This is a genomic window from Candidatus Arsenophonus triatominarum, from assembly GCF_001640365.1.
Taxonomy (GTDB): Bacteria; Pseudomonadota; Gammaproteobacteria; order Enterobacterales; family Enterobacteriaceae; genus Arsenophonus; species Arsenophonus triatominarum.
On the sequence record NZ_LWMI01000018.1, the window covers coordinates 36,228 to 57,074 of the forward strand.

27 protein-coding genes and 3 pseudogenes are annotated in these 20,847 nt (G+C 35.9%); 19 read left to right on the forward strand and 11 right to left on the reverse strand.

Features of this window, described 5'->3' with window-relative positions; all coding sequences use genetic code 11:
• Positions 1-129: 129 nt before the first annotated feature.
• The 3 genes from AYJ55_RS32195 to AYJ55_RS18610 form a co-directional block, all read right to left on the reverse strand.
• Positions 130-591, reverse strand: coding sequence for an IS630 family transposase (locus tag AYJ55_RS32195; RefSeq protein ID WP_063654041.1), 462 nt, complete (start codon positions 589-591; stop codon positions 130-132).
• Positions 575-952 (reverse strand): IS630 transposase-related protein, encoded by a 378-nt coding sequence (locus AYJ55_RS32200; RefSeq protein ID WP_063657560.1) that lies wholly within the window; start codon positions 950-952, stop codon positions 575-577. The genes AYJ55_RS32195 and AYJ55_RS32200 overlap by 17 nt, the downstream gene beginning before the upstream one ends.
• A gap of 1,048 nt (positions 953-2,000) precedes the next feature.
• Entirely contained in the window at positions 2,001-2,465 is a 465-nt protein-coding gene (locus tag AYJ55_RS18610) for a hypothetical protein (RefSeq protein WP_063657561.1), read from the reverse strand.
• Between the two features lie 480 nt (positions 2,466-2,945).
• On the opposite strand from AYJ55_RS18610, the gene AYJ55_RS18615 reads away from it, so the two are divergent.
• The 5 genes and pseudogenes from AYJ55_RS18615 (at position 2,946) to AYJ55_RS18635 (ending at position 5,814) form a co-directional block, all read left to right on the forward strand.
• A complete protein-coding gene (locus tag AYJ55_RS18615) occupies positions 2,946-3,143 on the forward strand; it encodes a helix-turn-helix domain-containing protein (RefSeq protein ID WP_063657562.1) in 198 nt (65 codons plus the stop codon).
• Between the two features lie 178 nt (positions 3,144-3,321).
• Complete coding sequence (locus AYJ55_RS18620; protein WP_063657563.1) at positions 3,322-3,675, forward strand: replication initiation protein; 354 nt, start codon at positions 3,322-3,324, stop codon at positions 3,673-3,675.
• Positions 3,659-4,768: pseudogene (locus AYJ55_RS18625) on the forward strand (IS91 family transposase). The gene AYJ55_RS18620 and the pseudogene AYJ55_RS18625 overlap by 17 nt, the downstream one beginning before the upstream one ends.
• Positions 4,769-4,992: 224 nt before the next feature.
• The gene (locus AYJ55_RS18630; RefSeq protein WP_063654386.1) at positions 4,993-5,277 is read left to right on the forward strand and encodes an IS630 transposase-related protein; all 285 of its coding nucleotides are present in this window, start codon (positions 4,993-4,995) and stop codon (positions 5,275-5,277) included.
• A gap of 48 nt (positions 5,278-5,325) precedes the next feature.
• Complete coding sequence (locus tag AYJ55_RS18635) at positions 5,326-5,814, forward strand: IS630 family transposase (RefSeq protein ID WP_063653499.1); 489 nt, start codon at positions 5,326-5,328, stop codon at positions 5,812-5,814.
• 66 nt (positions 5,815-5,880) lie between these two features.
• On the opposite strand, the gene AYJ55_RS31090 is transcribed toward AYJ55_RS18635, so the two are convergent.
• The 5 genes and pseudogenes from AYJ55_RS31090 to AYJ55_RS34835 form a co-directional block, all read right to left on the reverse strand.
• The gene (locus AYJ55_RS31090) at positions 5,881-6,048 is read right to left on the reverse strand and encodes a hypothetical protein (protein ID WP_187153324.1); all 168 of its coding nucleotides are present in this window, start codon (positions 6,046-6,048) and stop codon (positions 5,881-5,883) included.
• Positions 6,045-6,224 carry a replication initiation protein gene (locus tag AYJ55_RS36335; protein ID WP_162505730.1) on the reverse strand — a complete coding sequence of 60 codons (180 nt, stop codon included), beginning with the start codon at positions 6,222-6,224 and terminating at the stop codon, positions 6,045-6,047. Before AYJ55_RS36335 ends, AYJ55_RS31090 begins: the two co-directional genes overlap by 4 nt.
• 318 nt (positions 6,225-6,542) lie before the next feature.
• On the reverse strand, positions 6,543-6,809 hold the full coding sequence (locus AYJ55_RS36340) for a RepB family plasmid replication initiator protein (protein ID WP_425393824.1): 267 nt from the start codon (positions 6,807-6,809) through the stop codon (positions 6,543-6,545).
• A 213-nt stretch (positions 6,810-7,022) separates the two neighbouring features.
• On the reverse strand, positions 7,023-7,412 hold the full coding sequence (locus AYJ55_RS34830) for a transposase (protein WP_162505726.1): 390 nt from the start codon (positions 7,410-7,412) through the stop codon (positions 7,023-7,025).
• A pseudogene (locus AYJ55_RS34835) lies at positions 7,403-7,729 on the reverse strand (transposase); the annotation flags it as partial. The pseudogene AYJ55_RS34835 and the gene AYJ55_RS34830, both read right to left, overlap by 10 nt.
• 465 nt (positions 7,730-8,194) lie before the next feature.
• On the opposite strand from AYJ55_RS34835, the gene AYJ55_RS18645 reads away from it, so the two are divergent.
• The 7 genes from AYJ55_RS18645 (at position 8,195) to AYJ55_RS18675 (ending at position 12,194) form a co-directional block, all read left to right on the forward strand.
• Positions 8,195-8,830, forward strand: a complete 636-nt coding sequence (locus tag AYJ55_RS18645) for an AAA family ATPase (protein WP_063657564.1) — start codon at positions 8,195-8,197, stop codon at positions 8,828-8,830.
• Entirely contained in the window at positions 8,824-9,069 is a 246-nt protein-coding gene (locus tag AYJ55_RS18650; protein WP_063657565.1) for a ribbon-helix-helix domain-containing protein, read from the forward strand. Before AYJ55_RS18645 ends, AYJ55_RS18650 begins: the two co-directional genes overlap by 7 nt.
• A gap of 621 nt (positions 9,070-9,690) precedes the next feature.
• Positions 9,691-10,263, forward strand: coding sequence for a BRO-N domain-containing protein (locus AYJ55_RS18655; RefSeq protein ID WP_245677447.1), 573 nt, complete (start codon positions 9,691-9,693; stop codon positions 10,261-10,263).
• On the forward strand, positions 10,260-10,460 hold the full coding sequence (locus tag AYJ55_RS18660; protein WP_063657567.1) for a hypothetical protein: 201 nt from the start codon (positions 10,260-10,262) through the stop codon (positions 10,458-10,460). The genes AYJ55_RS18655 and AYJ55_RS18660 overlap by 4 nt, the downstream gene beginning before the upstream one ends.
• A complete protein-coding gene (locus AYJ55_RS18665) occupies positions 10,457-11,338 on the forward strand; it encodes a site-specific integrase (protein WP_063657568.1) in 882 nt (293 codons plus the stop codon). Before AYJ55_RS18660 ends, AYJ55_RS18665 begins: the two co-directional genes overlap by 4 nt.
• A 33-nt stretch (positions 11,339-11,371) precedes the next feature.
• Positions 11,372-11,737: an IS630 transposase-related protein gene (locus AYJ55_RS18670; protein ID WP_063653415.1), complete on the forward strand. Its 366-nt coding sequence runs from the start codon at positions 11,372-11,374 to the stop codon at positions 11,735-11,737.
• Positions 11,706-12,194, forward strand: a complete 489-nt coding sequence (locus tag AYJ55_RS18675) for an IS630 family transposase (RefSeq protein ID WP_063653499.1) — start codon at positions 11,706-11,708, stop codon at positions 12,192-12,194. The genes AYJ55_RS18670 and AYJ55_RS18675 overlap by 32 nt, the downstream gene beginning before the upstream one ends.
• 19 nt (positions 12,195-12,213) lie before the next feature.
• Here the strand turns inward: AYJ55_RS18675 and AYJ55_RS18680 are convergent, their stop codons facing one another.
• Positions 12,214-12,471, reverse strand: coding sequence for an IS91 family transposase (locus AYJ55_RS18680; RefSeq protein WP_063657569.1), 258 nt, complete (start codon positions 12,469-12,471; stop codon positions 12,214-12,216).
• 948 nt (positions 12,472-13,419) lie between these two features.
• A complete protein-coding gene (locus tag AYJ55_RS36345) occupies positions 13,420-13,557 on the reverse strand; it encodes a ParA family protein (protein ID WP_425393825.1) in 138 nt (45 codons plus the stop codon).
• A gap of 758 nt (positions 13,558-14,315) precedes the next feature.
• Between AYJ55_RS36345 and AYJ55_RS18685 the strand changes: the two are divergent.
• From AYJ55_RS18685 to AYJ55_RS18720, 7 genes and pseudogenes are all read left to right on the forward strand, one after another.
• Positions 14,316-15,470, forward strand: a pseudogene (locus AYJ55_RS18685) (IS91 family transposase).
• 710 nt (positions 15,471-16,180) lie between these two features.
• Positions 16,181-17,113, forward strand: a complete 933-nt coding sequence (locus tag AYJ55_RS18690) for a replication initiation protein (protein WP_063657570.1) — start codon at positions 16,181-16,183, stop codon at positions 17,111-17,113.
• A 187-nt stretch (positions 17,114-17,300) separates the two neighbouring features.
• Complete coding sequence (locus tag AYJ55_RS18695) at positions 17,301-17,864, forward strand: transposase family protein (protein ID WP_063657571.1); 564 nt, start codon at positions 17,301-17,303, stop codon at positions 17,862-17,864.
• The gene (locus tag AYJ55_RS18700; RefSeq protein WP_063653415.1) at positions 17,848-18,213 is read left to right on the forward strand and encodes an IS630 transposase-related protein; all 366 of its coding nucleotides are present in this window, start codon (positions 17,848-17,850) and stop codon (positions 18,211-18,213) included. The genes AYJ55_RS18695 and AYJ55_RS18700 overlap by 17 nt, the downstream gene beginning before the upstream one ends.
• Positions 18,182-18,670 carry an IS630 family transposase gene (locus AYJ55_RS18705; RefSeq protein WP_063653499.1) on the forward strand — a complete coding sequence of 163 codons (489 nt, stop codon included), beginning with the start codon at positions 18,182-18,184 and terminating at the stop codon, positions 18,668-18,670. Before AYJ55_RS18700 ends, AYJ55_RS18705 begins: the two co-directional genes overlap by 32 nt.
• Positions 18,671-18,693: 23 nt before the next feature.
• Positions 18,694-19,083, forward strand: coding sequence for a transposase family protein (locus AYJ55_RS18710; protein ID WP_063653631.1), 390 nt, complete (start codon positions 18,694-18,696; stop codon positions 19,081-19,083).
• Between the two features lie 252 nt (positions 19,084-19,335).
• A complete protein-coding gene (locus AYJ55_RS18720; RefSeq protein ID WP_063657554.1) occupies positions 19,336-19,608 on the forward strand; it encodes an HU family DNA-binding protein in 273 nt (90 codons plus the stop codon).
• Between the two features lie 195 nt (positions 19,609-19,803).
• Here the strand turns inward: AYJ55_RS18720 and AYJ55_RS18725 are convergent, their stop codons facing one another.
• The gene (locus AYJ55_RS18725) at positions 19,804-20,844 is read right to left on the reverse strand and encodes an IS481 family transposase (RefSeq protein WP_063657572.1); all 1,041 of its coding nucleotides are present in this window, start codon (positions 20,842-20,844) and stop codon (positions 19,804-19,806) included.
• Positions 20,845-20,847 lie beyond the last annotated feature (3 nt).

The window sequence follows — 20,847 nt, forward strand, 5'->3', positions numbered from 1 at the left end:
AGTTTTTATCGCCACCGCAAACAAGCCAGATCATGGTGACGTGCCATAAGTTCTTTACGATTCAATCCAAAATTCATTCCTGCGAAAAGTAATTTTTTCCCACATTATAGCTAGGCGACTTAATTTTGATTACAGCATATGTATTAAAAACAGGTCATCGATAGTGCATCCTGTTTCCATCTTTTTACGTTTAGCTTGAGACCATTTATGTTCTATAGGATTTAAATCTGGTGAATACACAGGCAAATATTCTATCTGGTGTCCTGCGTTTATAATTGCCTGTTCAATATTCTTACCTTTGTGAAAGCTAGCGTTGTCCATAAAAATAACAGAATTTTCAGGAAGTTCTGGGAGCAATATTTTTGTGATCCAAACATAAAAAACATCACGATTAATATTGCAATCAAATAATCCGATAGCAAAAAGGGTTGTTCCCAATAAAGCGCCAATAACATTTGTTCTTCCCTTAGCACCCCAGTTTTTCAGGCCAAAACAACGGTGACCTTTTGGGGAATAGCCGTGAGTTCGTGGAGTGTCATGTGAAAAACCACTTTCATCAATAAAAACAACAGATTTATCTTTTTTTTTCATACTGTTGTCTTTTTTGCTGATGTGCCAGCCTGTCGCTTTCGTTGGTTTTTGGATGGAATAGAGTTTTTTTATAGGTTAATCCCAGCTTTTTAAGGGATTGCCAAATAGTCTTTTTACAAACACCGAATCGCTCTGCCCGTTCCTTTTGGTAAGCATCTGGATACTGTTCCACATCTTTTGCTAAAGCATTTTTATCGAGCTTCCTCTTACGTGGCGTTGAATTTTTTGGCTCTGGTCGTTTAAGCCAACGTACTAAAGACGCTTTTCCAATACGGAATTGTTTCGCAGTTTCTCGAATTGTTAAACCTTCGGCTTTCCTTACAGATATTACTTTACGTCGAAAATCAATTGTATAACTCATAACACACCTTGTAATCAAAATTAAGTCGCCTAGCTATAATGGCAGACCAGGCGATGTTTTCCCTTGACGTTCTAAACGTAGGGCTCTTACCCACCGGCTAATCGCTGAAAGACTAAGCATGTTGCTCAATAGTGAAATAAAGTTGCTTAAAATAAAAACAAGTTAGATACATCTAAAAAATACAAAAATAGTTTATTTTTTAATCTTACGTAGGTTATTTTTAATGCAAAAATTGATGATTTTATCATCATCGGCTGTTTTTTTTGTAAGTCATAATTAATTTTGCTATTGAGCAACAGGCTTACTGACGTTCATGCCTTTCGCGGCTTCCTGGTAGGTGTAATTTTGGTCAAGGACTAATTTGGCGGTTTCACATTTAAATTCAGCAGTAATTATTTTACTCATTTCGGCACCTATAAAAATTATGAGGTAAGCATATCACCTCAACTTAGGTGGCCAAATTTAGTATGCCACTACAGGCTTCTTCAGGAAAAACAGAGGGACGGTTATCCAGTCTTGCTCGCCAAAAGAAGCTCACGAGAGCTAATGAGAGTTTTCCACAATGACAACAGGTGAAACGCACATCAGGACGCCCCTGATAGGTGCGCCGAAATCCGTTAATGACACGAGTTTCGCACAGGCATATAAAATTCCAGAAATGGCTTAAAAGCAATGATTAATTTGCAAGTTACTAAAACGTATAAATTTATTTAAATTACAATAAGTTGCTTTTAATTTATAAGGTTTTTTCTATTTATATATTATGCTGAATTAAACTTAAAAATAGAGCGTTTTTTTATTGGTGCGAAACTCGTGAATGGTATAAGTGTATTTCATGCAGTACCCCCCAACTCTCTGGAGAATTCGGGCACGCTGGCGAAGGATTAAACTGCGTGAGGTTCGAGCGAATAACTCGATTATTTGATTTGGTGCTTCAATTACGCGCACACGGAAGGTACTATTTTGCATAGTCCGACTCCTACTACAGTTAGGTTGTTGGATTAGCTCTGTGTTGGTGCTCGATACACCAACTCAGGGCGGTTATTAACTATCGTTTTTTTAATGTAGTAAATATTTTTCTACCATCTTTAGAATATTGAATATTAAGATTTATAGTTTTCCTTCGTTTATAAACATCGACCCATTCAACTTTAGCAAATAAGTAAGGGTTAGCCTCCAACTCTCCACGACCTGATCTTATAAAAATACCCTTATCTATAAGTTTTTTAGTCATATTTTTAAAAGTTTGGTATTTAATTTCAACTTCTGGATGAATAGATTTTTCAAATCTAGTTTTTGATACAGAAACAATTCCATCCCAACTAATCATCTTAGCTAAAGCAAAAAGAACATCTGATTCAGTTTTAGATAATCCATGTATACTTCCTATATCATCGATATAAAATTTGATATAGCTAGGTTCTTTCGGAATATAAAAAGTTTTTGATGATTCTGAGCTTGCAACCTCACCAGTTTTCATATCCGTAATTTGCTTTTCTGTTATTTTAGCCATATTTTGCAAGTCATCATATTTAAGTACTTTTAGTATATGTAACTAGTACGCAAATGCAAGTGCTATTTTAAATATATAAAAGTACTCTACATCAGTATTATAAATACCAAAAACTAAATAAAAATCAAAATAAGTAGGAAAAGTATCCCTTTTATTATTTATATCAATAATAAAAAAATACCCCTACCGCGCTAACGCTTGGTCAACGCCTCTGTCTAGCAAAAACGAGTTTTGCCAGCCTTCGCCGTTCTGATGAAATGTGATTCGGTGCTTCACAGACAAGCACGCGGAAGGTAGACTTTTTCATTAGCCTTACTCCTATTGATAGTAGGTTTAGGGTTAGCTGGTTGATTGAGTTAGTACCTCTTTCAATCAGCGTCTTTTTGCAAAAAAATTAACATAAACGATAATATATTTAGATTGACTTTAGTCAATTATTTTTTATATTAATCCATAAATAAATAATCATTGAGGCACATAATGAATTGGTCAAAGGCTATTTTACAGCTAAAAGCAAAGTCAGGGGTTCAGACCAATAAAGGTTTATATGAAAAAGCAGGAGTAACACCAAGTGCTTTTGCTGCAATAAAGAAAGGAACAGCTACATTTAAGAATGTAGAAAAACTATGTAGTGCTTGGGGTGTAAAACCAAGTGAATTTATTTCATGGGGAGAATAACGATCAAACTATGTTGATTTTATTATATTTAATTACCAAAATTACCGCTTTTTTGTAGGGGTGTTTTAAGTTTTAATGTAAGTAACAGTTTTTGTTTTAAAATAATTAGTTGTAAATTAGTAAAGATCTTAAAGAAAAAAACAGAGTGTATCACTCTGATTTATTACGGGAGGTTACTTTGTCTAATACTGAGCCTTGGCAGGATAAAAACAAAAAACTGATTGTACAGAGTAATGATCTGATTACTGCTAGGTATGATTTGGATATTGATGGTTTTCGAGCTTTAACATTATTTTTATCAAAAGTTAATCAGAGACTGGAAAATCCTGGCTGGGTTTCTTTTACAGCTCATGAATTTCAAATTACATTTGACATTAACAAAAAGAATATTTGGCGCTGTATGAAAAAGGCCGTAACATCTCTTTCCAAGATGGTCGCCTATGGCGACGACTTGTCATTGCTTGTTAGTACTGGTATAACCCGATACCTATTGTATCAATCTTTTGGTCCCTTTTATGTCACCGCGTTTTAGTCATGTTTTTCAATTTGGTCAACGCTGGCTCAATTGGCTTAATCGTCAACCCCCTGATAGGGTCCGCACTGTTGTGATGGAAACCATGGTAAAGCGGCACTTCGCTTATGGGGTGGTCAATTTGGCGCTGTCCTAACCCTCAATGTAATTCTGAGAAACGGGTTAAATTTACCTGCAAAAGTCGAAGCTGCCCACATTGTAGCGTCAAAGCTTACCTACAATGGATTAACAATACGCTAGCTTGGTTACCCGAAGCTCCTTGGCAGCACATCACTTCTACCATGCCTTGTGAATATTGGCCTATTATTCGCGCCAACCGTTGGCTTCTCGGTGAAATGAATCGATTAGCCGCTGATGTGATATTAACCATCTGCCGTGACCTCAATATCACCCCGGGCGTTTTCACTGCCATCCATATCTGGGGACGAGACCAAAAATGGCATCCGCATATTCATTTTTCAACCACAGCTGGCGGGATATCAGCTTTTATTGAGAAAACATTATTACACGCTTACCATTCCCGATGAGCTTAAAGCTGAAGGAAGAAGTAAAGCATCATGGAATCAATTACTTAACACTCACGACAAGCGCGGGTAGAATATTAATCTTTCTGATATTCTTTCCAATATTACCCATGTCATCCTTTATCTCGGATTTTATCTAAAGAAACCCCCTGCCTCGCTCAGTCGCTTAAAACATTATCCCGGCGAAGATAACATCATGTTACGCTATAAGAGCCACCGCACGAAAAAACAGGAAGACCTGGTCATGACATCCGATGAATTTATTACCCTGTTTGCGTCTCATGTGCCAGAAAAATGGTTTCACATGATCCGCTATTACGGCTTTTTAAGTCCATCAGCACGGATGCGAAGAATGTTAACGGAGGTTGTTTATCCTTTAGTCCAGCAAGATAAAAAACCCGCTAAAAAAGTCACCTGGCGAAACATGTATCAACACGTCTTTAAAGTCGATCCACTTGCTTGTCTCTTAATGTGGGAAAAAATTACTTTTCGCAGGAATGAATTTTGGATTGAATCGTAAAGAACTTATGGCACGTCACCATGATCTGGCTTGTTTGCGGTGGCGATAAAAACTCACGACAGGGTAGATCTATCCTTTTGTTCAAAATTGATTAATAATTAATCGTATTTTAACCATCTATTCCGTTTTTTAATCTCAACCTTCAACATAATTTTGGCAAAATTTAGAAGAAAATAAAAAGGATTTCATCATGGCGCAGGTTAATGAGTAACCATTTCGGGTATTAATTTCTTATTATAGCTAGGCGACTTAATTTTGATTACAAGGTGTGTTATGAGTTATACAATTGATTTTCGACGTAAAGTAATATCTGTAAGGAAAGCCGAAGGTTTAACAATTCGAGAAACTGCGAAACAATTCCGTATTGGAAAAGCGTCTTTAGTACGTTGGCTTAAACGACCAGAGCCAAAAAATTCAACGCCACGTAAGAGGAAGCTCGATAAAAATGCTTTAGCAAAAGATGTGGAACAGTATCCAGATGCTTACCAAAAGGAACGGGCAGAGCGATTCGGTGTTTGTAAAAAGACTATTGGCAATCCCTTAAAAAGCTGGGATTAACCTATAAAAAAAACTCTATTCCATCCAAAAACCAACGAAAGCGACAGGCTGGCACATCAGCAAAAAAGACAACAGTATGAAAAAAAAGATAAATCTGTTGTTTTTATTGATGAAAGTGGTTTTTCACATGACACTCCACGAACTCACGGCTATTCCCCAAAAGGTCACCGTTGTTTTGGCCTGAAAAACTGGGGTGCTAAGGGAAGAACAAATGTTATTGGCGCTTTATTGGGAACAACCCTTTTTGCTATCGGATTATTTGATTGCAATATTAACCGTGATGTTTTTTATGTTTGGATCACAAAAATATTGCTCCCAGAACTTCCTGAAAATTCTGTTATTTTTATGGACAACGCTAGCTTTCACAAAGGTAAGAATATTGAACAGGCAATTATAAACGCAGGACACCAGATAGAATATTTGCCTGTGTATTCACCAGATTTAAATCCTATAGAACATAAATGGTCTCAAGCTAAACGTAAAAAGATGGAAACAGGATGCACTATCGATGACCTGTTTTTAATACATATGCTGTAATCAAAATTAAGTCGCCTAGCTATATCTTCATTTTTCTTATCTTTGGCAACGAATATTTTCGTATTTTTACCTTCTCTCATCGCCAATTCTCGCTTTTTCTCTTCGTGCCAATTGTTTGCAATACTTTGAACATTCAACTGCTCTACGTAAATCTGGCATCGTTAAACGTAATGTAGGGTCGTATTTTTTCAAATCCTTCTCGTACTGATAAAGAATCTCAGCATTTTTCTTCATCCACTCACCTTCATCGTGAGAACCTGATTTAACATGTGGACGTTTGGCTTGATTGCTGTAGCTTTTTCCTCAACACATCCAAAACGCATACCTACAACAGATCTGCCTTGTTTTATTGGTTCCCAATGTACTGATATGTTTGTATGTTCACTAATATCCGGTATAGCTGGTTCAATAGTTCACGAGTTTCGCACAGACATATAAAATTCCAAAAATGGCTTAAAAGCAATAGTTAATTTGCAAGTTACTAAAACGTATAAATTTGTTTAAATTACAATAAGTTGCTTTTAATTTATAAGATTTTGTCTATTTATATATTATGCTGAATTAAACTTAAAAATAGAGCGTTTTTTATTGGTGCGAAACTCGTGTAGTTCTTTTTTTTAGATTATCAAAACGTGAGTTTGCATCGGGGAATAATTCATGAAAATCATCTAGTGAAATATCAACTTCAAAAAAATTATCTTTTTTACAATGAGGGTGGCTTTTATGACTCAAAAGATACATATATATTCTGAAAAAAATAACATTTTTACACTCGTAATAGCGTTTAGGAAACACCAAGAAAAATTATGTTTAATGTTAAATAAAAATGGGTCAAGGTCTGGGTTTAGGCGTAATTTTAAACCTGTTCCTTTACCTTCAATTTTTTGATATTTGTAGCCAGATAGCCAATTAAGTACTGTGAAAGATTCTTTTTTCCCGTTTATTACATGGAAAGTAATTTGACTTTTGATGTATAAGAAATTAATACCCGAAATGGTTACTCATTAACCTGCGCCATGATGAAATCCTTTTTATTTTCTTCTAAATTTTGCCAAAATTATGTTGAAGGTTGAGATTAAGAAACGGAATAGATGGTTAAAATACGATTAATTATTAATCAATTTTGAACAAAAGGATAGATCTACCCTGTCGTGAGTTTTTATCGCCACCGCAAACAAGCCAGATCATGGTGACGTGCCATAAGTTCTTTACGATTCAATCCAAAATTCATTCCTGCGAAAAGTAATTTTTTCCCACATTAAGAGACAAGCAAGTGGATCGACTTTAAAGACGTGTTGATACATGTTTCGCCAGGTGACTTTTTTAGCGGGTTTTTTATCTTGCTGGACTAAAGGATAAACAACCTCCGTTAACATTCTTCGCATCCGTGCTGATGGACTTAAAAAGCCGTAATAGCGGATCATGTGAAACCATTTTTCTGGCACATGAGACGCAAACCGGGTAATAAATTCATCGGATGTCATGACCAGGTCTTCCTGTTTTTTCGTGCGGTGGCTCTTATAGCGTAACATGATGTTATCTTCGCAGGGATAATGTTTTAAGCGACTGAGCGAGGCAGGGGGTTTCTTTAGAAAAATCCGAGATAAAGGATGACATGGGTAATATTGGAAAGAATATCAAAAAGATTAATATTCCACCCGTGCTTGTCGTGAGTGTTAAGTGATTGATTCCATGATGTTTTACTTCTTCCTTCAGCTTTAAGCTCATCGGGAATGGTGAGCGTGTAATAATGTTTTCTCAATAATGCCGTTATCCGATATCGCCACATTGTCATAATGTTTTCGCGATAAAAGCTGATATCCCGCCAGGTATTCTTTTTAGTCACCCCGCCGGCTGTGGTTGAAAAATGAATATGCGGATGCCATTTTTGGTCTCGTCCCCAGGTATGGATGGCAGTGAAAACGCCCGGGTGATATTGAGGTCATGGCAGATGGTTAATATCACATCAGCGGCTAATCGATTCATTTCACCGAGAAACCAACGGTTGGCGCGAATAATAGGCTAATATTACAAGGCCTGGTCACGAGTTTCGCACAGGCATATAAAATTCCAGAAATGGCTTAAAAGCAATGGTTAATTTGCAAGTTACTAAAACGTATAAATTTGTTTAAATTATAATAAGTTGCTTTTAATTTATAAGATTTTGTCTATTTATATATTATGCTGAATTAAACTTAAAAATAGAGCGTTTTTTTATTGGTGCGAAACTCGTGTTACTTATTTTTTCTTTCTTTATAAATTGAACCAATATTACACTTTTTTGGTACCAAATCACCCCATTTTTTATATTTGTTATCTTAAAATAAATTGGTACTATTAATATACATAATATATATCATTAATACGTCAAGAGGATATCATGATAGTACTAATTGGTAGCCAAAAAGGTGGATGTGGAAAATCAACAATTTCTGTTAATATTGCCGCAGAACTTGCAAAACAAAAAAAGGATGTAATCTTAGTAGATTCAGATTGTCAGGGAACTTCCGCTAATTGGATTTCTGATAGAAATAAGCAAGTAGAAATACCAATAATTCACTGCATCCAAAAATTCGATAATGTTAGAGAAACTCTGCTTGATTTGGATAAAAGATATGAATTTGTAATAGTTGATACTGCTGGCAGAGACAGTAGAGAACTTAGAACAGGGATGACGACCGCTGATATACTTTTAGTGCCTTTCAGACCTTCACAACCTGATTTAGATACTTTACCTAGATTAGTAGAAATAATTACAGAAGCAAAAGATATTAATCCGAAGCTAAAAACTATCGCTATGTTAACACTAGCCCCAACAAACCCTGTTATAAACGAAATTCAAGAGGCTCAAGAATATTTAAAAGATTATCCTGAACTCCTTCTAATGAATACAGTTGTCCGTGATCGAAAAGTTTATAGAGATTGTATGGGAGAAGGAAAAGGCGTTATTGAAATGGATAACTCAAAAGCCAAAAATGAAATTCAATATTTAGTAAAGGAGCTTTTAAGATGGTAAAACGCAGAGTTCCTGATTCAGTAGAGAAAAAAATAGAAGAGTTTGCTTCTGCTGCTGATCAAATAGTTAAACCACAAAATGACCTTGATAGTGAGGCTCGTCGTGATTACAAAGCTCTTCGTGTTCCATTTAATCAGCATGAGTTTGAGTTATTAGAAAAACTTTGTAAAAAGACCAAACGTTCTAAATTAAACATGATCCGATATGCTTTAAAATATTATGATGAAAATGATATATAAAAGGTGAAATTTTAATATCAAAAAATCACTATTTTTATGTTTTAAATGTTCCGTAGTAACACTACATATTTTCCTTGCTAACCAATTTTCTAATTAAAAAAAACGCACCAGTAAATCATCTGGTGCGTGTATGAGACTATGTAGAAAACCCCAATTACTGAGCATATTGAGTATAGCAGAATTTCAAAATAGCGATTTTCGATTGTAAATTTTAAATTTTAAATTTTAAATTTTAAATTTTAAAAAAAGTGAAAATTTTTAATTACATAAGTCATTGATTTTGATCACTTTATTTTAATCTCAAATTTAACGTAACTTATTGAAATAGATCGAATTATTGACAAAATAAAATAATTTGCAATAATAAAAAAATTATTTTTAGCCGATTTTTTATACGGCTTTTGCTCTTTCACATTTTTGGTTTTCTTCCAGACACGAGTTTCGCACCAATAAAAAACGCTCTATTTTTAAGTTTAATTCAGCATAATATATAAATAGACAAAATCTTATAAATTAAAAGCAACTTATTATAATTTAAACAAATTTATACGTTTTAGTAACTTGCAAATTAACCATTGCTTTTAAGCCATTTCTGGAATTTTATATGCCTGTGCGAAACTCGTGAAAGGAAAAAGTATTGTTCCCTTTGATAAGGGCGATAACAAAATTTGGTTTACAAGTAAGCAAGTAGCTGAATTGCTGGCTTATTCGAAGACTAAATCGGTAACGAATTTATACAATGCTAATGCTGATGAATTTACTTCTGCGATGACCGAGATCATCACAACAGTGACCTCGAATAAATCAAAGCGAGGGGCCAATCTTCAAACTAAAGTACGTTTATTTTCTCTTCGCGGTCTTCACTTATTAGGCATGCTTGCTGATACGCCAGTTGCTAAAGAGATACGTAAATGGGTACTTAATTTAATAGAAAAAGAAGAGATTGATAAAACAACTTTAGCCTCTCTCGATATTAATGAATTGAAGGATTTAACCATTGAAGAGATGCAAAACCATCTGGTTGCTGCAAATAAATGGTCATCTGATAACTTCGGTACACCAGGAAGTCATATAATGAATTTACGCAAACGTCATCTGAATAAGATACGGAAAGCAGAAAAAACCATTTTGGCGCTTTCTCAATTGAGACTACCAGGATTTGATGATACTCCAAATGGGGAAAGTCAAGCATGACCCCCGAACAATCCATCGAAACCAATGTCAAGGACGAGTTAATGAAGCTCGTCTTTTCTTCTTCTATCGCTAGTTTAGCCACAAGTGAAGCTATCCGGTATTACCGCAAACAGCCTGCAAGCAGAGGAGGCAAGATGATAGCGGATTGTCTGGATCAAGCCAAAATGATGGCGAAGTTAACAACAAAGCGAAAATGAGTTCAATTAAACAAGTCAAAACTCGCCATGATAGCGAGGGTTTTCGTGTGCATTACGAAAATGCAGCAGGGCGATTTCACAAAAGCGTTAAAACTCTGGATACTGCTTGCCATTTTCTTTTTCTGAGCGAATCTGAGCGATTTTTGGCGATGACGGCAAAAGAAAAAGAGCAATGCCGAGATTGGCATCTTCGCAAGTTGATTCAGTTTTATGTGGGGAAAAAGGTCTTTCAGTGTGAAACGGGGCATTTACGGCAAAGTTCGCTCGATACGATTAAACATGCCTTGTTTTCGATTGACGACACGTTGCAGGAAAAATTGGCGTTGAATATTCGCCCGAGTGAATTTAACGGTTTACCGGAAAATACGCTTAAACATCTGCATTCTGCCTATTTGCTGCTGAAAGCAATGCGAAATGTTGGTGTCAGTCCAATTCCAAAATTGAAAAAGAAGGTGGAAAAGCCTATTTTCATTCCGGCATTTGGCAATGTAGAAGAGATGATCAGGCAATCTTCTGTCAGGGAAAAGATAACTTTTATTTTGGCATCAAAATTAGGCTTACGGATAAGTGAAATATTGGCACTGGACTATAGCGATATTCGGGAACAAAGAATTCACATCTCAAAGCACCTAACACGGTATGGCATTGTCGATTTAGGGATGAAAGCGGATTTGCAAAGGATATTACCGCTGCCAAAAGATTTAAGGCAATTTTTGGATAAACAAAAGATAGGAAAGTCTATTCCATTGTTGATATCAGAACGTCATTCTCGTTTGTCGTTAACATATGGAAGGAGTGGGATCATCAAAAAGCGTTTGTTGGAATATGAGATTGGTACCTTTCACAATTTACGGCATTTTGCAGCGATTTCGTTATAGCTAGACGACTTAATTTTGATTACAAGGTGTGTTATGAGTTATACAATTGATTTTCGACGTAAAGTAATATCTGTAAGGAAAGCCGAAGGTTTAACAATTCGAGAAACTGCGAAACAATTCCGTATTGGAAAAGCGTCTTTAGTACGTTGGCTTAAACGACCAGAGCCAAAAAATTCAACGCCACGTAAGAGGAAGCTCGATAAAAATGCTTTAGCAAAAGATGTGGAACAGTATCCAGATGCTTACCAAAAGGAACGGGCAGAGCGATTCGGTGTTTGTAAAAAGACTATTTGGCAATCCCTTAAAAAGCTGGGATTAACCTATAAAAAAAACTCTATTCCATCCAAAAACCAACGAAAGCGACAGGCTGGCACATCAGCAAAAAAGACAACAGTATGAAAAAAAAGATAAATCTGTTGTTTTTATTGATGAAAGTGGTTTTTCACATGACACTCCACGAACTCACGGCTATTCCCCAAAAGGTCACCGTTGTTTTGGCCTGAAAAACTGGGGTGCTAAGGGAAGAACAAATGTTATTGGCGCTTTATTGGGAACAACCCTTTTTGCTATCGGATTATTTGATTGCAATATTAATCGTGATGTTTTTTATGTTTGGATCACAAAAATATTGCTCCCAGAACTTCCTGAAAATTCTGTTATTTTTATGGACAACGCTAGCTTTCACAAAGGTAAGAATATTGAACAGGCAATTATAAACGCAGGACACCAGATAGAATATTTGCCTGTGTATTCACCAGATTTAAATCCTATAGAACATAAATGGTCTCAAGCTAAACGTAAAAAGATGGAAACAGGATGCACTATCGATGACCTGTTTTTAATACATATGCTGTAATCAAAATTAAGTCGCCTAGCTATATCACATCAGCGGCTAATCGATTCATTTCACCGAGAAGCCAACGGTTGGCGCGAATAATAGGCCAATATTCACAAGGCATGGTAGAAGTGATGTGCTGCCAAGGAGCTTCGGGTAACCAAGCTAGCGTATTGTTAATCCATTGTAGGTAAGCTTTGACGCCACAATGTGGGCAGCTTCGACTTTTGCAGGTAAATTTAACCCGTTTCTCAGAATTACATTGAGGGTTAGGACAGCGCCAAATTGACCACCTCATAAGCGAAGTGCCGCTTTACCATGGTTTCCATCACAACAGTGCGGACACTATCAGGGGGTTGACGATTAAGCCAATTGAGCCAGCGTTGACCAAATTGAAAAACATGACTAAAACGCGGTGACATAAAAGGGACCAAAAGATTGATACAATAGGTATCGGGTTATACCAGTACTAACAAGCAATGATAAGTGGTTGCCATAGGCGACCATTTTGAGCAAGGAGTACCGATATATACTACCGACGATAAAGGCTCTATAAAAAGAGATATACAAGCTGAACACATTCAGAGATTTGAGTTGTTCTAACGACGACGGAACCATGGATTGCGGAAGACCTTTTGGTTGGTAAATATATCAAGAGCATACTTTACCTACTGATTAGGAATAGACCCCGATTTTTTCGTCAGAAAATATATCCTCAAACAAGACCTACCCAAAAACGACGAATTCGAGCAAGTCTTCATCGAAGTGCTGAAGGAAGACAGAAAGAAGAGTCGGAATACCCTCTAAAACGCTCTGTAATCGATTCTAAGCGATTTACTCGATAAAAACGTATCAAAGTAGACAAAAAATTATCGATTCTTAGAATGCGTTATAGGAACTTTTGAGTTTTCGGATTTTAAAAAGAAAAAACCAACTTTCAAAGTTGGCTAATTTTGTTGAGGTGAAACTTTTTTAGTTTTGATTATGAAAATTGATTCATGGCAAAACCATAGTAACAATCCAATTCAAAATTTCAATTACTCACGAGTTTCGCACAGGCATATAAAATTACCAGAAATGGCTTAAAAGCAATGGTTAATTTGCAAGTTACTAAAACGTATAAATTTGTTTAAATTACAATAAGTTGCTTTTAATTTATAAGATTTTGTCTATTTATATATTATGCTGAATTAAACTTAAAAATAGAGCGTTTTTTATTGGTGCGAAACTCGTGTCAGAAATCCAATTAGCGGAAGTTCCCTGACAATCTGAATCTACTAAGATTACGTCCTTTTTTTTGTTTTGCAAGTTCTGCTGCAATATTAACAGAAATTGTTGATTTTCCACATCCACCTTTTTGGGTAACAATTAGTACTATAATGATATCCTATTGATGTATTAATGATATATAATATATATATTAATAGTACCAATTTATTTTAAGATAACAAATATAAAAAATGGGATAATTTGGTACAAAAAAAGTGTAATATTGATTCAATTTATAAAGAAAGAAAAAATAAGTAATTGAAGTTTTGAATTGGATTGTTACTATGGTTTTGCCATGAATCAATTTTCATAATCAAAACTAAAAAAGTTTCACCTCAACAAAATTAGCCAACTTTGAAAGTTGGTTTTTTCTTTTTAAAATCCGAAAACTCAAAAGTTCCTATAACGCATTCTAAGAATCGATAATTTTTTGTCTACTTTGATACGTTTTTATCGAGTAAATCGCTTAGAATCGATTACAGAGCGTTTTAGAGGGTATTCCGACTCTTCTTTCTGTCTTCCTTCAGCACTTCGATGAAGACTTGCTCGAATTCGTCGTTTTTGGGTAGGTCTTGTTTGAGGATATATTTTCTGACGAAAAAATCGGGGTCTATTCCTAATCAGTAGGTAAAGTATGCTCTTGATATATTTACCAACCAAAAGGTCTTCCGCAATCCATGGTTCCGTCGTCGTTAGAACAACTCAAATCTCTGAATGTGTTCAGCTTGTATATCTCTTTTTATAGAGCCTTTATCGTCGGTAGTATATATCGGTACTCCTTGCTCAAAATGGTCGCCTATGGCAACCACTTATCATTGCTTGTTAGTACTGGTATAACCCGATACCTATTGTATCAATCTTTTGGTCCCTTTTATGTCACCGCGTTTTAGTCATGTTTTTCAATTTGGTCAACGCTGGCTCAATTGGCTTAATCGTCAACCCCCTGATAGTGTCCGCACTGTTGTGATGGAAACCATGGTAAAGCGGCACTTCGCTTATGGGGTGGTCAATTTGGCGCTGTCCTAACCCTCAATGTAATTCTGAGAAACGGGTTAAATTTACCTGCAAAAGTCGAAGCTGCCCACATTGTGGCGTCAAAGCTTACCTACAATGGATTAACAATACGCTAGCTTGGTTACCCGAAGCTTCTTGGCAGCACATCACTTCTACCATGCCTTGTGAATATTGGCCTATTATTCGCGCCAACCGTTGGCTTCTCGGTGAAATGAATCGATTAGCCGCTGATGTGATATTAACCATCTGCCGTAACCTCAATATCACCCGGGCGTTTTCACTGCCATCCATATCTGGGGACGAGACCAAAAATGGCATCCGCATATTCATTTTTCAACCACAGCTGGCGGGATATCAGTTTTTATCGCGAAAACATTATGACAATGTGGCGATATCGGATAACGGCATTATTGAGAAAACATTATTACACGCTCACCATTCCCGATGAGCTTAAAGCTGAAGGAAGAAGTAAAGCATCATGGAATCAATTACTTAACACTCACGACAAGCGCGGGTAGAATATTAATCTTTCTGATATTCTTTCCAATATTACCCATGTCATCCTTTATCTCGGATTTTATCTAAAGAACCCCCCTGCCTCGCTCAGTCGCTTAAAACATTATCCCTGCGAAGATAACATCATGTTACGCTATAAGAGCCACCGCACGAAAAAACAGGAAGACCTGGTCATGACATCCGATGAATTTATTACCCTGTTTGCGTCTCATGTGCCAGAAAAATGGTTTCACATGATCCGCTATTACGGCTTTTTAAGTCCATCAGCACGGATGCGAAGAATGTTAACGGAGGTTGTTTATCCTTTAGTCCAGCAAGATAAAAAACCCGCTAAAAAAGTCACCTGGCGAAACATGTATCAACACGTCTTTAAAGTCGATCCACTTGCTTGTCTTTTAATGTGGGAAAAAATTACTTTTCGCAGGAATGAATTTTGGATTGAATCGTAAAGAACTTATGGCACGTCACCATGATCTGGCTCGTTTGCGGTGGCGATAAAAACTCACGACAGGGTAGATCTATCCTTTTGTTCAAAATTGATTGATAATTAATCGTTTTTTAACCATCTATTCCGTTTCTTAATCTCAACCTTCAACATAATTTTGGCAAAATTTAGAAGAAAATAAAAAGGGTTTCATCATGGCGCAGGTTAATGAGTAACCATTTCGGGTATTAATTTCTTATACATCGAGGAAGCGGAATATCACGATTAGTAACAAAGAAATTCGGTCACTCAGTATGTAACGCATTTTTTGGTTAGGGGTTTTGGTTGGAAGGGAAGTTATCCACAGGTGGATTGCGGTAAATAAAGGTATTTTAGTTATTAAGGTAAAATAAAGGTAAAGACCAAGGTTAAGTGATTGATTTTATTTTATATAATGGACGTTATGCGGTTATGTTTTTTACTATAGCCGGATTCGTTTTAAGTAAATATTCTTTTTTATGCGGTTATGTTTTTTACTATAGCCGGATTCGTTTTAAATACTATTAACAAGCATAAATTTACCTTTATGTATGGTTTTTTGTTTAAAATACAAACATTTTTTGATGTAAATTAGTTCAGTCTTATTCTTTATATAATGATAACCATCTGTTTTTGCTAACTATATATCCTTTGATATTTTTTGGCGGATTTTTATTTGACTATATGTGGATTTTTATTATAATAAAATCCACATATAAATAATCTTCTTAAAGATACTGCCATCATGGGAACAAAAGTTAAAAAGTCACACCACTTTATAGCTTCTAGGATGAGCCTATCGCCTAGAGAACAAGATTTATTAAGTTTGATTTTTGTTGGGTTAAAACGTGAGGCAGACAAAATTAAATTCGGTAATGAAGATGCTAATGTTATGTCAAAAAGATTTAAATTTTCGACTAGTGAATTAATTGAATATTTTAATTTATCTAGACAGGCATTGTATATAACCCTAGATGAAGCAACTAAGCATCTTATTTCACGAGTTGTTGAAATAAAAAATACAGAAATAGAATATTTTGAGCGTATATCTTTTTGCAGTTATGCAGAATTTAGAAATGGTGTACTTACTCTTGATGTTGGAGATGAAGCAATTAAGTATATGCTTGATTATAGTAAAGGTTTCGCAGAGGTTGATTTAAAACTTTTACTTTCATTAAGAGGTGGGTATGAAAAAAGAATTCTTGAACTTGTTAGTAGATTTAAAATTAATGGTTATACAACGACGCTTGGAGAATTCTGTAAGATGGTTGGAACTGACTATAAAAAATTTAGTAAATTTAATGATTTTAAAAAGACAGTTATTCAACGCCCAATTCTTAATATTGTAAAGAAATCAAGTGGTATATGGGAATTCCATTCAGACTTAGCGTCAGGTTTTTCTTTACAAAGAATAGGAAAAAAGTATACCGATACGGATAAGATAATCATAAAGTTAAAATATAACGTACCTGATAAAAAAGAAACTAATAAAACAAATAAACAAGAACAAGATAATAAATTAGTTGAATTTATTGATTATTTAGCTTCAAGAATAAATAAAGGGGAGGCTTCTAAAGCAGAAGCATTAGCATTCATTTCAATAATCAAAGAAGCGGATAATAATTATACTAATTCCTTTGTAAGGAAAGCCAAAAAGATAGCAAAAATAGAAGTATAACGTTTTACGCCAGTGCGCTAACACTGACGCAAAACTAACCCAAACCCTAACATAACTAGGAGTCGGACTATGGGAAATAGTACCTTCCGTGTGCGCGTAATTAAAATAGTTGCTGAATAGAGAGTTGCATTTTTTGTCACGCTATAGACAATAAAAAGAGGTTTAACTTAGAAAATAACGGTTTGAAATGATCAACAAAGAGCGGTTGTTACGAGATAATCGTTTATGTAAAGCAATCATTGGATTATCAGTCGAAGAATTGAAAAATTTAGCCGCTGAATTTTCAGCTTGTTATTTGATTTATCGGAAAAAGAATCGAAAAGATCACGAGCGGCAGATGGGTGCAGGGCAGAAAGGATTTATCCCAACCCCATTAGATAAACTGCTTTTTATTTTATTGTATTTAAAATGTTATCCGACCTATGATTTGCAAGGACTTCTTTTTGGTTTAGATAGAACACGGGTATGTCGCTGGGTAAAAATATTATTGCCGGTTTTAGAGATGACCTTGGGGCGAGAATGTGTTTTGCCCGCTCGTCAAATTCGCTCTGCTGAGGAATTTTTTCGCGCCTTTCCTGGAGTTAAAGACGTCTTTATTGATGGGACAGAGCGACCTGTCCAAAAGCCTAAGAATCTGCGTCGGCGAAAAAAAATGTATTCGGGAAAGAAAAGACAGACCACTCGAAAAGGGCTTATTATAGCTAGGCGACTTAATTTTGATTACAAGGTGTGTTATGAGTTATACAATTGATTTTCGACGTAAAGTAATATCTGTAAGGAAAGCCGAAGGTTTAACAATTCGAGAAACTGCGAAACAATTCCGTATTGGAAAAGCGTCTTTAGTACGTTGGCTTAAACGACCAGAGCCAAAAAATTCAACGCCACGTAAGAGGAAGCTCGATAAAAATGCTTTAGCAAAAGATGTGGAACAGTATCCAGATGCTTACCAAAAGGAACGGGCAGAGCGATTCGGTGTTTGTAAAAAGACTATTTGGCAATCCCTTAAAAAGCTGGGATTAACCTATAAAAAAAACTCTATTCCATCCAAAAACCAACGAAAGCGACAGGCTGGCACATCAGCAAAAAAGACAACAGTATGAAAAAAAAGATAAATCTGTTGTTTTTATTGATGAAAGTGGTTTTTCACATGACACTCCACGAACTCACGGCTATTCCCCAAAAGGTCACCGTTGTTTTGGCCTGAAAAACTGGGGTGCTAAGGGAAGAACAAATGTTATTGGCGCTTTATTGGGAACAACCCTTTTTGCTATCGGATTATTTGATTGCAATATTAACCGTGATGTTTTTTATGTTTGGATCACAAAAATATTGCTCCCAGAACTTCCTGAAAATTCTGTTATTTTTATGGACAACGCTAGCTTTCACAAAGGTAAGAATATTGAACAGGCAATTATAAACGCAGGACACCAGATAGAATATTTGCCTGTGTATTCACCAGATTTAAATCCTATAGAACATAAATGGTCTCAAGCTAAACGTAAAAAGATGGAAACAGGATGCACTATCGATGACCTGTTTTTAATACATATGCTGTAATCAAAATTAAGTCGCCTAGCTATATGACTGACGAAACGAGGAAAATTGGATTTATCCCCATGATCAAAAATGGGCGCCGTCACGATAAACGCTTACTCGATAAAGTCGATATAATTCGCCATATTCCCCCTGAGGTAACCATCTGGGCCGATACCGGTTTTCAAGGTATAGATAAACAGCATCCTAATACACAAATCCCAAAAAAAGGAACTCGAAAAAGACCTTTATCGCCTGAACAAAAACAAGAAAATAAAATAATCTCGGGCATCCGTATTACGGTTGAACACGCCATCGCGGGTATCAAGCGCCTCGGTTGTATGACCCAAATTTTACGGAATCGTAGACCCTTTATTGATGATACCTTTTTACTCCTTAGTGCCGGTCTTTGGAATTTCCATCTCAGAACAGCCTAAAATTTACTTCAATCACCGAAATACCCTTATTTCACTATTAAGCAACACGCTTAATGCCATATTTGCTTAGAGCAATTGAGTGTTCGAAGTATTGCAAGCGAACTTGGCACGAAGAGAAAAAACGAGAATTGGCGATGCGAGAAGATAAAAATACAAAAATATCCGTTGCCAAAGATAAGCAAAACAAAGATATTACCTTTTATGAAAATGACCTAGAATTAATACAAAATTTTTGATTTGAAAAGGCACAAAATGAACAAAACAGAACTCATCAGCAAAGTTGCAGAGAAATCAGGATTAAGCAAGAAAGACACAGAGAAGGCGGTTAATGCTTTCACAGAAATCGTGACCGAGTCTTTGAAATCCGGTAATGACGTACAACTCATTGGCTTTGGTACTTTTCAGGTTAAGCAACGAGCAGCCAGAGATGGACGAAACCCAAAAACAGGAGAGGCTCTTAAAATTGCTGCTGCAAACGTACCCAGTTTTAAGGTAGGTAAAAGTTTGAAAGAAGCAGTCAAATAACATGACCGAAAATACTGTACGGAACTCAATTTGGTTATTTTTGTACAGGTATTTTTAGCGCTGGTCGCAACCGAACGATTTTGGACAGCAAAATCACCTATCAGAAATTAAAAATGATTAAATCAAATAATTTTTGAATGTAGTAGCTCAGACTTAATCTGACAGTTACCGGTTATTTATACAGTACCTGTCAGGTTAAATTTGATTTAAATCTTTCTCTCTCCAAAGTTGTTTTCCATCGTGTAAAGTTGCCATAGGAGTTCGACCGCAACACATTTTTCCTTGATGAGTGCGTTGGTTATTATATTCCGCTAACCATTTATCTAAATCAGCTTGTAATTCATTTAAAGCCCTATAGATTTTCTTACGAAAATCCACCTGATAGAACTCTTGTAATACAGTTTTATGAAAGCGTTCACAAATCCCATTAGTTTGAGGTGAACGAGCTTTAGTTTTTGTATGATCAATATCATTGATAGCGAGATAAAGTTGATAATCGTGATGTTCAACTTTACCACAATACTCACTGCCTCTGTCCGTCAGTATACGTAACACCGGTAACCCATGCTGGGAATAAAAAGGGAGAACCTTGTCATTTAATAAATCTGCCGCCGTTATCGCGCTTTTTGTTGTGTAAAGCTTACAATGAACGACTTTACTGTAAGTATCAATGTAAGTTTGTTGATAAACACGACCAACGCCTTTTAAATGACCGACATAAAAAGTATCTTGTGAACCCAGATAACCTGGATGCGCTGTTTCAATCTCACCACAGGCTTCATCATCTTGCGCTTTCTTTTCTAGAGCACTGATTTGTGATTCTGACAGGATAATTCCTTCTGTTGCGATTTTATCTTCAAGCGCTTTTAGGCGTTTTGTAAAATTTTCGAGATTATGGCGCAGCCAAATAGAGCGAACGCCACTCCCCGAAATAAAAATGCCTTTTTTTCTTAGTTCATTACTACTGCGGTGTTGACCGTGTGCAGGGTATTCAATCGCATACTCGACTACAGCGCTTTCAATCTGTTCATCTACTCTATTTTTTACGTTAGGCACCCGTTGATTTTGATTAATTAAAGCGTCTATCCCACCATCGTTAACAAGTTCCTGGTAGCGATAAAACGTATCTCGGGATACCCCCATAATCTTACAGGCTTTTGAGACGTTATTAAGCTCTTCAGCGAGGTTAAGTAACCCGACTTTATGTTTGATGATAGGATTATTTGTTTGATACATAGA

What these genes read in the sequence shown, in the direction of transcription:
- AYJ55_RS18615 (WP_063657562.1), top strand. Translation starts at nt 2,946, where the DNA reads ATGAATTGGTCAAAGGCTATTTTACAGCTAAAAGCAAAGTCAGGGGTT.
- AYJ55_RS18690 (WP_063657570.1), top strand. Translation starts at nt 16,181, where the DNA reads ATGGGAACAAAAGTTAAAAAGTCACACCACTTTATAGCTTCTAGGATG.
- AYJ55_RS18610 (WP_063657561.1), bottom strand. Translation starts at nt 2,465, where the DNA reads ATGGCTAAAATAACAGAAAAGCAAATTACGGATATGAAAACTGGTGAG.
- AYJ55_RS31090 (WP_187153324.1), bottom strand. Translation starts at nt 6,048, where the DNA reads ATGAAGAAAAATGCTGAGATTCTTTATCAGTACGAGAAGGATTTGAAA.
- AYJ55_RS32200 (WP_063657560.1), bottom strand. Translation starts at nt 952, where the DNA reads ATGAGTTATACAATTGATTTTCGACGTAAAGTAATATCTGTAAGGAAA.
- AYJ55_RS18650 (WP_063657565.1), top strand. Translation starts at nt 8,824, where the DNA reads ATGGTAAAACGCAGAGTTCCTGATTCAGTAGAGAAAAAAATAGAAGAG.
- AYJ55_RS18695 (WP_063657571.1), top strand. Translation starts at nt 17,301, where the DNA reads ATGATCAACAAAGAGCGGTTGTTACGAGATAATCGTTTATGTAAAGCA.
- AYJ55_RS18700 (WP_063653415.1), top strand. Translation starts at nt 17,848, where the DNA reads ATGAGTTATACAATTGATTTTCGACGTAAAGTAATATCTGTAAGGAAA.
- AYJ55_RS18680 (WP_063657569.1), bottom strand. Translation starts at nt 12,471, where the DNA reads ATGAGGTGGTCAATTTGGCGCTGTCCTAACCCTCAATGTAATTCTGAG.
- AYJ55_RS18665 (WP_063657568.1), top strand. Translation starts at nt 10,457, where the DNA reads ATGAGTTCAATTAAACAAGTCAAAACTCGCCATGATAGCGAGGGTTTT.
- AYJ55_RS18670 (WP_063653415.1), top strand. Translation starts at nt 11,372, where the DNA reads ATGAGTTATACAATTGATTTTCGACGTAAAGTAATATCTGTAAGGAAA.
- AYJ55_RS32195 (WP_063654041.1), bottom strand. Translation starts at nt 591, where the DNA reads ATGAAAAAAAAAGATAAATCTGTTGTTTTTATTGATGAAAGTGGTTTT.
- AYJ55_RS18725 (WP_063657572.1), bottom strand. Translation starts at nt 20,844, where the DNA reads ATGTATCAAACAAATAATCCTATCATCAAACATAAAGTCGGGTTACTT.
- AYJ55_RS18660 (WP_063657567.1), top strand. Translation starts at nt 10,260, where the DNA reads ATGACCCCCGAACAATCCATCGAAACCAATGTCAAGGACGAGTTAATG.
- AYJ55_RS18720 (WP_063657554.1), top strand. Translation starts at nt 19,336, where the DNA reads ATGAACAAAACAGAACTCATCAGCAAAGTTGCAGAGAAATCAGGATTA.
- AYJ55_RS18645 (WP_063657564.1), top strand. Translation starts at nt 8,195, where the DNA reads ATGATAGTACTAATTGGTAGCCAAAAAGGTGGATGTGGAAAATCAACA.
- AYJ55_RS18630 (WP_063654386.1), top strand. Translation starts at nt 4,993, where the DNA reads ATGAGTTATACAATTGATTTTCGACGTAAAGTAATATCTGTAAGGAAA.
- AYJ55_RS18710 (WP_063653631.1), top strand. Translation starts at nt 18,694, where the DNA reads ATGACTGACGAAACGAGGAAAATTGGATTTATCCCCATGATCAAAAAT.